General features: G+C 62.6%; 10 protein-coding genes and 2 pseudogenes. 9 read left to right on the top strand and 3 right to left on the bottom strand.

From position 1 onward, the window contains the following. From AO501_RS37720 to AO501_RS04485, 3 genes and pseudogenes are all read left to right on the top strand, one after another. Positions 1–183: pseudogene (locus AO501_RS37720) on the top strand (pyridoxal-5'-phosphate-dependent protein subunit beta); the annotation flags it as partial. Further along, complete coding sequence (locus AO501_RS04490) at positions 183–1,484, top strand: MFS transporter (protein WP_082658376.1); 1,302 nt, start codon at positions 183–185, stop codon at positions 1,482–1,484. The pseudogene AO501_RS37720 and the gene AO501_RS04490, both read left to right, overlap by 1 nt. 187 nt (positions 1,485–1,671) lie before the next feature. Continuing rightward, positions 1,672–3,180 carry a multicopper oxidase family protein gene (locus AO501_RS04485; RefSeq protein WP_055576575.1) on the top strand — a complete coding sequence of 503 codons (1,509 nt, stop codon included), beginning with the start codon at positions 1,672–1,674 and terminating at the stop codon, positions 3,178–3,180. Between the two features lie 941 nt (positions 3,181–4,121). On the opposite strand, the pseudogene AO501_RS38740 reads toward AO501_RS04485, so the two are convergent. Further along, positions 4,122–4,409: pseudogene (locus AO501_RS38740) on the bottom strand (integrase core domain-containing protein); the annotation flags it as partial. 117 nt (positions 4,410–4,526) lie between these two features. Between AO501_RS38740 and AO501_RS04480 the strand changes: the two are divergent. After that, the gene (locus AO501_RS04480) at positions 4,527–6,332 is read left to right on the top strand and encodes an IS481 family transposase (protein ID WP_231752331.1); all 1,806 of its coding nucleotides are present in this window, start codon (positions 4,527–4,529) and stop codon (positions 6,330–6,332) included. 1,131 nt (positions 6,333–7,463) lie between these two features. Next, positions 7,464–8,648, top strand: a complete 1,185-nt coding sequence (locus AO501_RS04475) for an NAD(P)/FAD-dependent oxidoreductase (RefSeq protein WP_055576577.1) — start codon at positions 7,464–7,466, stop codon at positions 8,646–8,648. Positions 8,649–8,867: 219 nt separating this feature from the next. On the opposite strand, the gene AO501_RS04470 is transcribed toward AO501_RS04475, so the two are convergent. Further along, the gene (locus AO501_RS04470) at positions 8,868–9,614 is read right to left on the bottom strand and encodes a helix-turn-helix transcriptional regulator (protein WP_055576574.1); all 747 of its coding nucleotides are present in this window, start codon (positions 9,612–9,614) and stop codon (positions 8,868–8,870) included. Between the two features lie 90 nt (positions 9,615–9,704). On the opposite strand from AO501_RS04470, the gene AO501_RS04465 reads away from it, so the two are divergent. After that, entirely contained in the window at positions 9,705–10,613 is a 909-nt protein-coding gene (locus AO501_RS04465; protein ID WP_055576573.1) for a sterol desaturase family protein, read from the top strand. A gap of 651 nt (positions 10,614–11,264) precedes the next feature. After that, the gene (locus AO501_RS04460; protein ID WP_055576572.1) at positions 11,265–12,401 is read left to right on the top strand and encodes an NAD(P)/FAD-dependent oxidoreductase; all 1,137 of its coding nucleotides are present in this window, start codon (positions 11,265–11,267) and stop codon (positions 12,399–12,401) included. A 97-nt stretch (positions 12,402–12,498) separates the two neighbouring features. Here AO501_RS04460 and AO501_RS04455 read toward each other — a convergent pair whose 3' ends face one another. Continuing rightward, positions 12,499–12,891, bottom strand: coding sequence for a condensation domain-containing protein (locus AO501_RS04455; protein WP_055576571.1), 393 nt, complete (start codon positions 12,889–12,891; stop codon positions 12,499–12,501). Positions 12,892–13,173: 282 nt separating this feature from the next. Here AO501_RS04455 and AO501_RS34805 point away from each other — a divergent pair, with 282 nt between their 5' ends. Together AO501_RS34805 and AO501_RS04450 are read left to right on the top strand one after the other, a co-directional pair. Continuing rightward, entirely contained in the window at positions 13,174–13,329 is a 156-nt protein-coding gene (locus AO501_RS34805) for a hypothetical protein (RefSeq protein WP_205879636.1), read from the top strand. A gap of 589 nt (positions 13,330–13,918) precedes the next feature. Further along, positions 13,919–15,236 (top strand): condensation domain-containing protein (locus AO501_RS04450; protein ID WP_055576570.1); only part of this gene is annotated, 1,318 nt, incomplete at its 3' end.

Here is a 15,236-nt window from a genome sequence, read left to right as displayed (position 1 = left end):
TTCCCCGACGGACCACAACGGTATTTCGACACCATCTACAACGACGACTACTGCCGCAAGCACGGCCTGCTCGACCAATTTCCGCCCGAGGAGCCGGCCGTGATCGACCACCCTAACGACCAGGTCGTGCAGTCCTGGACCCGCTGCGCCACTGTGGTGGATCCGACCGGAGCGATGCAGTAATGGAGTTGCTGACCCAATTCCGCAGCTTCGATCGGCCCAGCCGGATGCTGATGATCAATCAGTTCGGCATCAACCTGGGTTTCTACATGTTGATGCCGTACCTGGCGGCCTACCTCGCCGGCCCACTGGGGCTGGCGGGGTGGGCCGTCGGGCTGGTCTTGGGTGTCCGCAACTTCTCCCAACAGGGCATGTTCATTGTCGGCGGCACGCTGGCTGACCGGATCGGCTACAAACCGTTGATCGTGGCCGGTTGTCTGCTCCGCACGGGCGGCTTCGCGTTGCTGATCTTCGCTCACTCGTTGCCGGTGGTGTTGATCGCCTCGGCTGCCACCGGCTTCGCTGGAGCGTTGTTCAATCCCGCGGTGCGCGCTTATCTCGCCGCCGATTCACGTGCGCGCCGTGTGGAAGCATTCGCGGTGTTCAACATCTTCTATCAGGCTGGAATTCTGCTGGGCCCGTTAGTTGGAGTGCTGCTGGTTGCTATCGACTTCCGCATCACCGCGGCAGGCGCGGCGGCGGTCTTTGCGGTGCTGACGGTGGCGCAATTGCTGGCGCTGCCGCAGCACAGCGCCGATGCCGCACCAGAGAAAACATCGATACTCGATGACTGGCGAGTCGTCCTGGGAAACCGGTCCTTTCTGTTGTTCGCCGCGGCGATGATCGGCTCCTACGTCTTGTCTTTCCAGGTCTATCTCGCCTTGCCGCTGCAGGCGGCGCTGTTGACCAAGCGCTATCAACCGCTGCTGGTGGCGGCGATCTTCGTCGTTTCAGGTGGGGTGGCGGTGGCCGGACAGCTGCGCATCACCCGCTGGTTCGCCGCGCGGTGGGGCCCGGGGCGCAGCCTGGCCATCGGGTTGGGTGTGCTGGCGGCCTCCTTCTTGCCGCTGGTGGCCATCCCCGACGACTCTCGACTCGGGATCGTCGCGGCTGCCGCCGCGCTGCTGGTGACCGCCGCCATGCTGGCTGTCGGTTCGGCCGCGGTCTTCCCGTTCGAAATGGATACGGTCATGGCTCTGGCTGAAGGCCGGCTGGTCGCTACGCATTACGGCTTCTACAACACCATCGTCGGAGTGGGAATCCTGGCCGGCAACCTGGCGACCGGTTGGGCCATGGGTGCAGCGCGGCAGGCAGGAGCCGGTGAACTGGTCTGGGCAGGGCTCTTCGTCATCGGTGTCCTCGCAGCTCTTGCTTTACACCTGCTCGACCGCAACCAGCATCTACAGACCCGTCCAGGCAATGAAGACGCAGCCGCATCTTCTGGCATCAGACAATGCTCCGACACTGTTCGGAAACGATCGTGAGCGCGCCGTTGCTTAGCTCCGCACTGGATGGGTAGCCCCTTTCAGCGAGTCATGAGCGCAGCGTATCGGGGTGCGTTATGACAACGGAATGCCCGTCGCCACGGCCGGTCCTCAAGGGTGTCGTAGTTGCGACGAATCCATCCCCCGGCAGCGGCACGCCAAACGAGAAGTCGACGAAGGAAGGTTGATGCAAACAATGCGAAATGACGTCCGACTCGATCGGCGCACGTTTGTGACCGCGTCGATTGCCGGCGCGGCCGGACTGGCGCTCGGGGCATGCGGGCGAAGCGATCGCGCACTCGACTTGCAGCAGGCCATTAATGCAGCGGAAAAAGCCCGCCCACACACGCGACGGACCGTCGCCGCCACACTGACCGCCCAACCGGTGTCCGTGGACCTCGGCGGTCCGGTCGCGAGAACACTGGCTTACGGCGACGTTCTGCCCGGCCCGCTGATCCGCGCCAATGTTGGGGACGAACTGGCCGTTACGGTCAGGAACCGGCTCGGCGACGCCACCTCGGTGCACTGGCACGGCATCGCGTTGCGCAACGACATGGACGGCGTTTTCCCTTCCACGCCCAATATCGGCGCCAACAGCGAGTTCACCTATCGGTTTTCCTCGCCGCATCCCGGCACCTATTGGGCTCACCCGCACGTGGGCCTGCAGACCGATTATGGGCTGTACCTGCCGGTGATCATTGATGACCCCGCAGAACCTGGCCGCTACGACGCTGAATGGATCGTCGTCCTCGACGACTGGACCGACGGCGTCGGTAGAAATCCTCAGCAGATATTTGATGAGCTCAAGAGCTCTCGAATGGCTCACGAACCCAGCCAGCAGGAGATGCCCGGGATGCCAGCGGTGGGAAGCAGTGCATTGCTGGGCGGCGACTCCGGCGACATCGCTTACCCGTACTATCTGATCAATGGCCGGGTCGCGGCGGCGCCGACCACCTTCGACGCGAAACCGGGTCAGCGCATACGCATTCGCATCATCAACGCCGGCGCCGACACCGCATTCCGCGTGGCGTTGGCAGGCCACGTCATGACGGTCACCCACACCGATGGTTTCCCGGTTGCGCCGACCGAGACCGACGCTTTGCTGGTCGGTATGGCCGAACGCTACGACGTCGTCGTCACCGTCAGCGACGGCGTCTTCCCGCTGGTAGCCATGCCTGAAGGCAAATCGGCGACACCCGGGCGCGCGCTGCTGAAGACCGCCGGCGGCAGCCCACCAGAGGTCAACTTCGCGCCTCCCGAGCTCAACGGCAGAATCGGCACCGTCGACACCTTCACCGCCCCATCGTCCGTCAGCTTGGGGTCAGCGGAATCAGAGGTGAACCTGGCCCTGGAACTCACCGGCTCCATGACGAAATACGACTGGTCCATTAACGGAAAGCCCTACCCCGACAGTCCGCCGGTAAGCGTCAAACAAAGCCAGCGCGCCACCCTGGCTTTCACCAACTCGACCATGATGTACCACCCCATGCACCTGCACGGTCACACCTTCCAGGTCATCAAATCCGACGGCAGCCTGGGCGCTCGCAAAGACACTGTCATCGTGCAGCCTCACCAGAAACTCAAGGCCGTGCTGATCGCCGACAACCCCGGCACCTGGATGATCCACTGCCATCACGGCTACCACCTGGAAGCCGGCATGATGACCGCCCTCAACTACACCGAATTCACGACCTGACACGGTTGACAACGCAGATGACGCCGCAAGTGCTTCTCCGGATAGCAATTCGCCGGTGTTCGACTTCGAGCTACCCGGTGTGCGGGGCAGACCGTTGTTCACGACGTCCGCCCCAGAGCAGGCACATCGAAATACGGTTGCTCTCCTACACCATTGCGATAACCTACACGCGACGGCCGCCAGTGATCGCAGACTCACTCAAATTATCGTTCTCATCGCTGCGAATCTGTGCAATTCGACGAGATCGCGCCCATCCGATGGTCCGCGCCAGGCGCAGATGATCAAGAAATTGTTTTTGTGATTAAGCCGAGGCCAGCTTGCCCCGCGGAGATACAATTTGGCTTCTCGATGCTCGAAAGACGAGAATGGAACACGCATGAGGATCAAAGTCTTAGTCGCAGCTATTGGGCTGCTGCTCGGAGTGGCGCCCGGTGTGGTCGCACCGCAAGCCAGGGCGGAATCTCCGATGATGGATGGGGTCTATCTCTACGCGGACGCCGACGGCGGTACGGGGACGTGGACTGTCAATACGACCTGCAGCCCGGACTGCATCGCTCACGTGACAACTGCGTTAGGGCGAAGTTTTGACGCCCCATTCATAGACGGCCGATATGTCAATTCACGGACCATCCCGGATGGTCTTGACTGTCCGCTATACCAAATGGCCGACAGCTTATGGGATCCCGGATCCCATCCGGTGAGCGTCGTACAGTGGTGGGACCCTATTACACTCAAGGGTGAAGTGCACTTTACGCCCGCGGGGCAAGTGGACTTCCCACACACCCCACCGAGCTGCTATATCGTTGAACACCACCAACTGTTCACCTTGACCAAAGCGGGCTAGACGGCGCCTCTTGCCCACGCATCGCGGGGCACGTCTGATCGGGCCTTGACCCCATGTGGTGGACACGGGATTTATGGTTACGCCGCTGTGGCAGCGTAGTGGTTGTGTGGTTGTTTTCGTAGGTGGCCGGACTGGAATGACGGCATCGGGAGTGGCGTCGTTTGGTGTTGTAGCGGGCCAGCCAGCGGAGACTTCGCGACGGCAGGACGCCGTGTTCGGCCAACATGTGCGGTCCTGCAGGATCTCGCGTTTGAGTGAGGCGTTGAAGGATTCGGCGAGCGCGTCATCGGCACTTGACCCCACCCATCGATTGGATGACACCACGATCATTGCAGAGTTTCGCGAAAGCCCTTGAGGTGTACTGACTTCCGTGATCCGCATGGAATGTCGGTGTTTCGTCTCAAGACATCTTTGACGGTTTGTTCTCAAGACACGCTTGACGTTTCGGCGTTGTTCGTGATCTTGTTCCCTCCGGTTTTGTCGGCGGCGGAGTGGGCGGGTTGTGGATCAGCAAGCGTTGGTGGAGTACCGGTATAGGGCGGTGTGTGAGGTGCTGGGCGGCTCGCCGATCGGCGAGGTAGCGCTGCGCTACGGCACGACGCGTCAATCGCTGGACTTTTGGCGGACGCGGTTCAAGGAAGAGGGCATGGCCGGCCTTATCGATCGGTCACGTCGGCCGCATACGAGTCCATCCAAGCTGTCTGCTGAGGTCGCGGCGCAGATATGCCAGATGCGTCGGCAGCATCCGCGTTGGGGCGCTCGTCGGATTAGTCATGAGTTGGGCCGGACGGGACTGGACCGGGTGCCGTCGCGGGCGACGGTGCATCGGGTGTTGGTCCGTAACGGGCTCATCAATCCGCAGGATCAGCACCGCAAACGGAAGTACAAACGCTGGCAGCGCGAAGCGCCGATGCATTTGTGGCAACTCGACATCGTTGGCGGTGTGCCTTTAGCCGACGGACGCGAATGCAAGCTGTTGACCGGCTTGGACGATCATTCCCGGTTTGTGGTGCTGGCCACGGTGTTGGCCACACCGTCGGCCCGTGAGGTCGCGGAGGGGTTCCTCGAGGCGATGCGCCGCTACGGCGTCCCTGCAGAAGTGTTGAGCGACAACGGCGGTCAGTTCACTGGCCGCTTCATCAAACCGCTACCGGTGGAGGTGTTATTCGAGAAGATCTGCCGCGAGAACGGCATCAAGCAGCGGCTGACCAAACCACGATCACCGACGACGACCGGCAAGATAGAACGCTTCCACAAGACATTGCGCACAGAGTTCCTCGATCACGTGGCGCCGTTCGAGTCAATCGCTGCCGCCCAGGAGGCCATCGACGCCTGGGTACACGGCTACAACCACCAGCGCCCACATCAAGGTCTGGACATGGCGGTCCCCGCAAGCCTGTTTCGGCCCAACGGCCCCACTCGTCTCGACCTCACCAACCAATCCGACCAGCCTCAGGATGCGACGCCGTCATCACTGATCATCGATGTGATCGAGCCGCCTCCTTCGCCGCCTCCGGCCGGCGCTGCGTTTGAGTTCGAAGTGCGCGTGCCGCCCAGCGGCGAAGTCTCGATCCGCTCCGGACGTCAGTCGGTCTCCGTCCATAAGAGCCTGGTGGGACGGACCCTGAGTGTCTGGGCCGACCTGCGCAGCATCCATATCAGCCTCGACGGAGAGATTCTGCGCACGGTCCGATCTCGGCTTCTACCCGAGGACTTAAGGCACCTGGCCATGCGCGGCGCACGACCAGCCGGCCCAGAACCCGATCGCCCAGCGTTACGCCGCGCCAACGGCACGGCCGTGATCCGGCCTGGGGAAACGGTCGAGATCGAGCGAACGGTCACCAAAGACGGTGTGGTATCCCTCGCCGGCGCGAGCCATTTGATCGGATTCGCCTGGGCGGGACGGCGCGTCACACTCCGGCTAGACGGGCACCTGATGCACGCCGTGATCGACAACGCTCTGATCGGCACCTGGCCGTGCCCCCTTGACACCGAGCAGCTCGGTCGCCTCAAAGGCGCACGACCACCAGCCACGCCGCTGCCACCACCGCCGCTGCCCGCGGGGTCCCTGCGGGCTCAACGCAAGGTCCACGACAGCGGCCGCATCATGGTCGCCGGCCAAAACATCAAACTCGGCCCCCGCCACCGCGGCAAAATCGTCACCGTCGTCATCGAGGACACCCACCTACGCATCCTGCACGGCGACGAAGAAATAGCCGTACGACCACGACGAAACCTCAAACCCATCACCCGGTTTCACGTCGCTGGCGCAGGAGCCAACCCCCAGAAGCCGTCAAGCATCTCCTGACGACAAAACGTCAAGAATGTCCTGAGTCCTTACACCGACATGGAATCCACACGACCCGCGGCCGGTCTGGGCCGATCTTGATATCGCGCGGAAGTGAGAGACCCGCGCCGTTGTGCTGTCGCAGAAGCATAGCGAAGCTGCGGGTAGCCCGAACCGGGAGACGCCGGTAAGGGTGGCAAGCAGCCCCGACAACGACGGGACAGGCCAGTACTACCGGATGGTCTGGGTCCGGCAAGCATGAGGAGAAGGTGTACGCGAGGAACCAGTGCCTTAACACCTCTTAAGGTCTCCCGCCAACTCTAACCCGATGGATTCGGGCTAGATTGCGATGCGCACCAACATAATCCGTACAGCCTTCGGGTTCTCCGTGCGCGCTTCTGATACCGGGCCGCGGGCGTCCGCCGCGGCGTTCGACGCATCAACCCTGTCGCCGTAATACCGTAGGGGGTATGGTATAAAAGGGTTATGGCAAGCTCACTTCACGCTGATTTGGCGGTGCGGATGGGGTTGACCCGGTGTGTCCGATGCCCTGAAATCTACGAACTTCGGCTCGGCGACGTCCCCGAGACGACTGGGTCGGCCGCTGATAGGCAGCCGATGAGCTTGGCCATCCTCAACGAGGGACGAGAATCATCGGCCCAAACCGGGCGAAGTGCGCAACTCCCAGCAAGTCCGCCGGCTAAAGGCCGCTGTCAATGCGGTACAGGGCGCCGCCGCACGCAAGCTGCCTCGCCGGCGGTAGGTAATAAGCACTACCGCGGCGGACCCCGTCCGAGGGAGGCGCCGTGGCGCACGTCCTGGGCGCGGTGGGCGCCCGCCAAACCACCCCGCGGCAATCTCAGACACATCGCTCGACGCGGTCGTCCGGCATCGGCATCGTTGTCTGATGCGGTGCGAGCTGGACCGCAGCTCAATTCATCCCGCTGCCCCGGCGGCGCGCCGTGATTAATGCGTCACCAGCGTGTGTGCATGCCGTGCAATGCCGCGTCTTCGCCACGACCACCGGCGCCAGCTGCGAGCCGTCACGTCATTGCCGTCAAAGGCCGGGTACCCGCCGATCCAGTGCTGCGACAACCCTCTTGACACTCAGTTCGCACACTCGGCCCAGACAGAAGAAAGATGGGGAAACAAATGCACACCAAGCAAAAGCTTGTTATCGTCGGCGCCGGCATCGGTGGACTCAGTGTCATCCACGAACTCACCGAGTCCAACGTCGCTTTTGACGCCCTCGACATCACCGTTATCGACGAAGACTTCTCGCATTTTCTCGGATTCACCCTACCGTGGGTGATGCGCGGCTGGCGCGACCAGGACAGCGTGCCCATCCGCCCCGCTGCCGACGCACTGTCCGAAGTCACGACCATTACCGGCTCGGTCCACCGCATCGACCCCGGCGCGCGCACCATCACCTTGGCCGACGCCACCACGATCGCCTTCGACGCCTTGATCATCGCCGCTGGTGCTCGCAACGCCATCGACCAAGTCCCTGGATTGCAAGCCGCTGTAGCCGCCGGCGTGGCGGTGCACTACTACAGCGCCGACGCGGCCGCTGACGCGCACCGCGCACTGCAGACCTTCACCGGCGGCAAGTTAGTCTTCCTGGTCACCTCCCAGCCTTACCGATGTCCAGTCGCCCCCTACGAAGGCGCTCTCCTGGCTGCAGATCTCCTCACCGAGAACGGCTCTCGCGCCGCGACTCAAATTTCGATCTACAGCCCGGAGGCCCAGCCCATGCCCTCGGCAGGCCCCTATGCTGGCCCCGAACTCGTAGCACTACTCAACGCCGACGGCATCGATTTCTACGGCGAACACAGCGTCTCGCACGTCGACGCTGACCATCAGTTGATCGCATTCCAAAACGGCGCCGCCGTGGACTTTGACCTGCTCATGTTCATACCCCCGCACGAACCGGCTGTCGCTCTCGACCGGCCCGGCTGGATCAGTGTCGACACCACCACAATGCAAACCCGGCACCCCGGCATCTTTGCCATCGGTGACATCACTACGGTCACCTCACCATCCGGCCGACCCCTGCCCAAAGCAGCGATCTTCGCCAGAAACGGAGCGAAGGCCGCCGCTGAGAACGCACTTCATTACCTCGAGCTGACCAATAACACCGGCATTCTCTCGGGGGAAGGGTACTGCTACATCGACACCGGCGCACACACCTCCGCCCAGGGCAAAGGAGACTTCTTCACCCTGCCCCACCCCGCCATCCACCTCACCGCGCCGTCGAACGAACTGCATCACGACAAACAACAAGAAGAACAGGACTGGCGACGTCTGTGGGAACACCAAAGCTCTGCCGCGCGATAAGGCACCTCCCGGGACGCAAGTGATCAGAGAGGATGCCGACGTTTGCGCCAAGCGCCCCCAGAGCGAGCCTCAGCACAACCTAGTGCAAAACGATCCTCGACCCCGGCCCACGGCGCCGTGTTGCCCGGAAGCCATCCGGTCCTATTTTAAAAAAACACTATTGCGGTCACACCCCAGCGCCTGATCGGTCAACTTGCGCGGGCATCGCGCGGCGGCCGATCACTGCAGGCGCACACTGCTATACGCGGCGGACGGGGCGATACCGAACATCTCGTGAAACGCCCGGTTGGCGTGTGAGCTGTCGGTGAATCCGGCGGCGTGAGCCGCGTCGGTCAGGGTCCCCCCGCTGCGGGCCACTTCCATCGTCCGGATGAGCCGCGCCCACCGCACATAGGCGGGAAATGACAGGCCGACGTCGCGGGCGAACAGACGACCAAGCCGGTCAGCCGAGAGGTGCACCGCACGCGCCACGTCGGTGAGCCGCACCGGCCCGCACAGCAAATTGGGCAGAAGGTCGATCGCCTCGCGCACGCTGGAGTGCGGTGCGCCCTCATTCGACACTACCGAACCGGAACCGCATAGTTGCTCTACTACCGCACCGGCTGCGGAGCAAAGGTCCTGTTGTTCCGTCGGATTGATAACCCGCCTCGCCGCCGCCAGCCAGGCTCGTGCATCCTCACGGGCACCCGGAGCCAACAACGCGGCCAGCCTGCGACCGGTAGCGCTAGTGGGCTCGAGATAGATCATCAGCCCCGTAGCGGGGCCGGCGTCGAGGGCGTGGGCTGCACCGGCTGGGATGACCCCGGCAAGCCCCCGCGCCCGCCGCCCGGCGCCGTCGATGAAGGCGATAGCCCCTGAGGTGGTTGCGGCGATCTGGACAGCGGCGTGGGCATGCATGTGCGCGGCTCCCAGTTGCCCACCGTAGATAAGGCGGCCCGGTTCAATGACCGCCGCGCCAGACCACATCACACACTCGAGTATCCACCGGTGCTCAACCGTGCAAGTCGACGGATCTGTACATGCCTCACCCCCCGCCCAGCCTCAAGACTTCCATCCATGGTCAAAACATTGGCGCGGTACGGGTACGTGCCGCTGATGCTCGTCGGGATCAACGGTGTTGCGATCGCGGTAGCCCGCACACCCTGGGCCGGATTGTGGATGGTCGTGCTGATCACCGCGGCAATTGGATTATCGTTTGCGGTGGAGCGCGCCCTGCCCTACGACCAGGAATGGAACGACTCACTCGGTGATGTGCGCCGCGACGCGGCGCATGCGTTCATCAACGAGACCGCGACCCTGGTGACTGTCCTGGTCATCCCGGTGACGGCGCTATTGAGCCCTTTTCATCACTGGTGGCCGGCATCGACGCCGTTCGCGCTGCAGGTGCTGCTGGCGGTGTTGGTGTCCGATCTCGGCATCACGCTGGCGCATATGGTCAGTCACAGAGTGGGCTGGCTGTGGCGACTGCATGCGGTACACCACAGCGTGAAACGGTTCTACGGCTTCAATGGCCTGATGAAGCATCCCGCGCACGGCGCAGTCGAACTAGCCGCAGGCACAGCGCCTTTAGTCATTATGGGAATGCCCACGTCGGTGGCCGAGGCGCTGGCGGTATGTATCGCTGTCCAATTATTGCTACAACACTCCAATGCCGACTACCAGATCGGCCCGCTACGTTTAATTCTGGCGCTCAATGAAGGCCACCGATTTCACCACCTGAAATGGGCTGGTGTGGGCGACGTCAACTTCGGGTTATTCACACTGACCTGGGATCACGCCCTGCGCACCTTCTCATTCGACCCCCACCGCCGGTTTCGTACCGACGACCTCGGAATGGCGGCGAAACCCAATTACCCCGTGGCATATCTTGCCCAGCTGATCGAGCCGTTCCGCACCAGGGCCGCATGCCACTTAAACGACCCGGCCGAAGGCGATCCGCGGCAGCCGGTGGGGGGCCAAGCCTAGCGGGGTTGCCACACACCCTGAAGCTGTAATGCGGCTCGCAGCGGCTTCCTCTCGAATCGCGAGCCGTCAGCGCGAATTCTCTGATGCAAGGTATCGCGCATCTGGCACATGCTCAGCATCGCCATGCCCTACCACGACCTCGGCGCCACCTACTTCCTCGACTGCGCCACAACACCGACGCCACCAGACGCCGCAACGGTCACTTCCACAGCGCAGGGCGATCTCGGCCCTATCCGGCCCCTCGTGGGCCCTCAACAGTCTTACGGAGGGGATTCGGTACCGGGCAGCACCGCCTCGGGGCTCCGCGATCGCCCCCTTCGTAGCGCAGCACCGCTTTTGTTGTGCTGCTGCACCTGCGCGGCGAACACACGGCAGACACTGGCCGAAGCGATGTCGGCCAAAGTCCCCGAGATCCCGGAGAGCTGGCGTCGCTCGCCGATCGGGGACCCAGCAGGGGATGGCGCAATACACCGAGATCACCGAGGCCACCGGCATGCCGATCTGCTTCTGCGATCCGCATAGCCCCTGCTAGCGCGGGAGCAGCGCTCCATCAATTCGTCAAGCGCTCTGAATTGCGAAGAGCCTGTTTATGCGCGCCGATTGGGGTAACACCGGTAACGACAACACACGACCGCAGCGGGAAGGGAACCGATGACGCCGCATGTAGTGATCCTAGGAGCCGGGTTCGGCGGGCTTGAACTCGCTACCAGACTATCCGAGTCGCTGGCCGACCACGTGCGGTTGACACTGATCGATAGCAACGATTGCTTCTCGTTCGGTTTCTCCAAGCTCGACGTGCTACTCGGCAAACGCAGTCAAGACGAGGTGCGGATGCCATACGCGTCGTTCGCCAGCCCAGGTGTTGAGTTCCGGCAGGAAGTCATCACCGCGATTGACCCAGAAAACCGCTACGTACGTACCGAAGCTGGTTCCTATCAGGCGGACATCCTTGTTGTGGCCTTGGGGGCGCAATATGATCCAGCGGCGACCCCGGGATTCGCCGAGGATGGTTACGAGTACTATTCACTGGACGGTGCGGAACGCCTGTGTGCCGCCTTACCGACTTTTCAGGGCGGCAATATTGTGATCAGCGTCCTCGGCGAGCCGTACAAGTGCCCACCCGCACCCTTCGAGGCGGCCTTCCTGCTTGAGGATTATTTCGCCACCCGGGGCTTAGGTGAGCAGGTGAGCATTACCGTAACGGGCTTTATGGGCGCCCCAGTGCCGGTCGCCAAGGAGGTTTCCGAACCGATTCTGCAGCACCTGACCGCGCGAGGAATCACCTTCGTCGGAAAGCGGACGGTGTGCCAGCTGAACACAGCAGACAAAGTCGCCCAGTTTGCCGAGGGCGGAGGACTTCCTTATGACTTATTCATCGGTATCCCGGTGCACCGGGCTCCGAAGGTCGTGGCAGACTCCAAGCTGGCACCAGACGGATGGATTCCCGTCGAGAAGACCAACCTGGCCACTCGGTTTTCCGGTGTTTATGCCTTGGGCGATGTCGCTGCGGCGTTTACTGCAAAAGCCGGCACGTTCGCCGAGCGTGCCGCTCAATTCGTCGCTGACAATATCATTGCCGACTTGCGCGGCACTCCCCCACCCGGCCCCTACGACGGAGCGGGGGACTGCTTTATGGAGTTTGGCCGCGGAGAAGTCGCTAAGATGCACGCGGACTTCCTCAGCGGTCCGACGCCGACCGGGGTATTGCGAGGCCCCTCGACCGAATTTGTCGCCGAGAAAGCTGAATTCGCCCGCACCCGCCAACAGCGCTGGTTCGCCGCGCTCTGAAATTCGATCGGTCGGGGCGCCGCGCACGATTATCTGTTGTCACGCGGCATCGGCATGACAACGCGAGACTGCTGATGCTGGCGATCAGCGTTGCGGCTCAGGGCATTCGGAGAAGTTGACGTCGGTGGTGTCCCCCGACCGATCCCGAGTAGGCGGCCGCGATGTGCCGGATGAAATTGTAGGCGCCATACCCGTCGAAGAGGACATGGTGCGCGCGCAAATAGAAGTACGACAGGTTGTCGGTGATTCGCAACAGCGCCAGATCGGTCAGCTGGTCACCGAACAGATCGATCGGCCGGTGGTAGTTGTCGTTCATCCAGCGGTGAGCAGCTTCGACCGGGTCCGGTTCGGCACGCAGATCGATGCAACGTAGGGACTGCAACTTCTGCGGGAGTTGGCGGTCGACGATGAAGACCGGTTCGCCGTCGACGAGGGACAGTCGCGCGCATTGCGTGCCGAACCGAGACGCCTCTGCGTCGCACGCAACCACGAGCCGCTTGACGTCGGATGGTGATCGATGGCGAGAAAATCGGCGATGGCGGAGGGGGCGGGTGCATGGCCATGGCTGCGACGGCCGCAACGTGATCATGCGCGCCGGCTTGATCAACGCAACAGAAAGTTGCCATGCGGACCTGGCCGTAGTCGGTTGAGGACTCTGTGCCCTAGATCTGTCGCAGACCCGCCATGAGGCTTTAGACGTCTGTCGACGCGTTGCCGCGTCGAAGCGGTCGTCGGGATCCGAGCTTGTGCAGACCACGAAATGGAGGTCACGGTGGCCACATTGAAGGATGAACTGACAGCCAAGGTCATCGACGACGAACACTGGGCCAAGCGCCGCCGCTTCGGCCGCTTCGGCCCCACCGCCCGCAGATTATGGGTGCTGGCCTGCATGGTCGAGCGCCTGCCGATCAATGAAGCACTGGGATAAATGTCGATTCGCCTGTCGCACATAGGGATGCGCAATGGCGGGGGTGTCGGCACCGAGGATGCGATCCGGTCAGCCATGTCTCGACAGTTGGCGGCGGCTCGGGCGGGTCTGCTGCCTGGTTCGGAATGACGACCATCGATCGTGCCATCGCCGGATTCCCTCCATAGATACCAAACGGGGGTAGGGACCTTAGCCACCGCGGACGAGGGCAAAAGTCTCTACCGGTTACACCGGTCGATGCGGACGATAGGTCTCGCCAGGTTAATGCGGGCAGGGGGTTATTGCTATCATTTCCTTTTTCCCGCGTCCTCGGCCAATCAGCGCCTTAGTACGCGGCAACGGTAGTCGTCGAAGCCCATGGCCTCGCCGCAGCGGTCACGCGGACGGAAACCCGCTGATTGGGAACCTCCTCTGCAGTACTCGAGTTCGGAGGCCACCTATCGCGGTGCTGGCCGGCAGCACTAGTCGGGCATTGGCCGTCCTGCCAGTGTCTGTGCGGCGAGCCCAGCCGGACTGTCTGACAAGCCAGCTCAACGGTGTGAACCCATCGATTGCTGGCTGTTGGTCGCAATAGAGAGTTCGTCCCATCATGCTCAACTACCGCACTCAACCCGACAGTCTGGGATCATTGACCGCCGGCCAGCGGTCGATGTGGGCAGTCCAGCAACTCAGGCCCGAAGTCCCTTACGACATCGCCGGTTTTCTCGCCATCGATCACCACGTGGAGGTCGAGCGGCTCACGGTGGCGTGCGAATCGGCGGCGGCGCACTTCGGCACGCAATGCGCGCGACTGTCCCTCGTCGACGGCGAACCGGTCTTCATCGTCGACCGCCAACTCCCGCAGAAGTTGCAGTCCCTACGTTGCATCGATCTGCGTGCCGAACCGGACCCGGTCGAAGCTGCTCACCGCTGGATGAACGACAACTACCACCGGCCGATCGATCTGTTCGGTGACCAGCTGACCGATCTGGCGCTGTTGCGAATCACCGACAACCTGTCGTACTTCTATTTGCGCGCGCACCATGTCCTCTTCGACGGGTATGGTGCCTACAATTTCATCCGGCACATCGCGGCCGCCTACTCGGGATCGGTCGCGGACACCTCCGACGTCGACTTCTCCGAGTTTGCGTTGATCCGCGACGCCGACCAGAAATATCAGCAGTCTTCACGCAGCCACGCCGATGCCGAGTATTGGCAAAACATCCTGCGCGGTACCGTCGATGTCACCGACTTGGGCGGGACGCGGACGTCGTTGGCACCCCGCCACCCGCAGATGCGCGAACTGGCGTGCCGGCATCTTTCGGAGAACAACCAACTCGATGTCGCCAGGGTTATCGCGACGATGGCAGTGTTCATCGCGAAAACCACCGGGCGACAAGATGTCTCCATGTCGCTGCCGGTCTCGGCGCGCACGACTGCGGCCTTGAAAAAGGCTGCGGGCATGGTGGCCAATATGGTGCCGCTGCGCATCTGCGTCGAGGATGGCGACACCATCGGCGAACTGACCGATCAGGTCGCCAAGGCCTTGGTCGGTGCGCTTCGGCATCAACAGTTCCGGCGCTGGCCGGACGTCATCGCCGGGGCCACCCATCTCGACAATCTCGATTTTGGCCCGATCATCAACATCCTCGATTTCGCGACCCCGTTCGAATTCGGGCCTTCCGAACCGGTGTACAACATCTTGACCAACGGGCCGATACACGACGTCGCGGTCAACATCTATCCACGGCTGGGCCACGGCGCGCCGCGAATTCAGTTGGCCTGGAATCCCGATCGCTACAGCGCCGACGACATCACCTTGCACATAACCCGTCTGGAGTCACTCTTCGACCGGCTGCTGGTGGCCGATGCGTCGGTGGTGGTGGGTGAGGTGTCGTTGGTCGATGGCGGGGAGCGTGAGTTGGTGC

The organism is Mycobacterium gordonae (assembly GCF_001417955.2).
GTDB classification, from domain to species: Bacteria; Actinomycetota; Actinomycetes; order Mycobacteriales; family Mycobacteriaceae; genus Mycobacterium; species Mycobacterium gordonae_B.
Note: the sequence above shows the minus strand (reverse complement) of the source record. Positions and strands in the feature narration are given on the sequence as shown.

What these genes read in the sequence shown, in the direction of transcription:
- AO501_RS04490 (WP_082658376.1), top strand. Translation starts at nt 183, where the DNA reads ATGGAGTTGCTGACCCAATTCCGCAGCTTCGATCGGCCCAGCCGGATG.
- AO501_RS04475 (WP_055576577.1), top strand. Translation starts at nt 7,464, where the DNA reads ATGCACACCAAGCAAAAGCTTGTTATCGTCGGCGCCGGCATCGGTGGA.
- AO501_RS04485 (WP_055576575.1), top strand. Translation starts at nt 1,672, where the DNA reads ATGCAAACAATGCGAAATGACGTCCGACTCGATCGGCGCACGTTTGTG.
- AO501_RS04465 (WP_055576573.1), top strand. Translation starts at nt 9,705, where the DNA reads ATGGTCAAAACATTGGCGCGGTACGGGTACGTGCCGCTGATGCTCGTC.
- AO501_RS04470 (WP_055576574.1), bottom strand. Translation starts at nt 9,614, where the DNA reads ATGTGGTCTGGCGCGGCGGTCATTGAACCGGGCCGCCTTATCTACGGT.
- AO501_RS04460 (WP_055576572.1), top strand. Translation starts at nt 11,265, where the DNA reads ATGACGCCGCATGTAGTGATCCTAGGAGCCGGGTTCGGCGGGCTTGAA.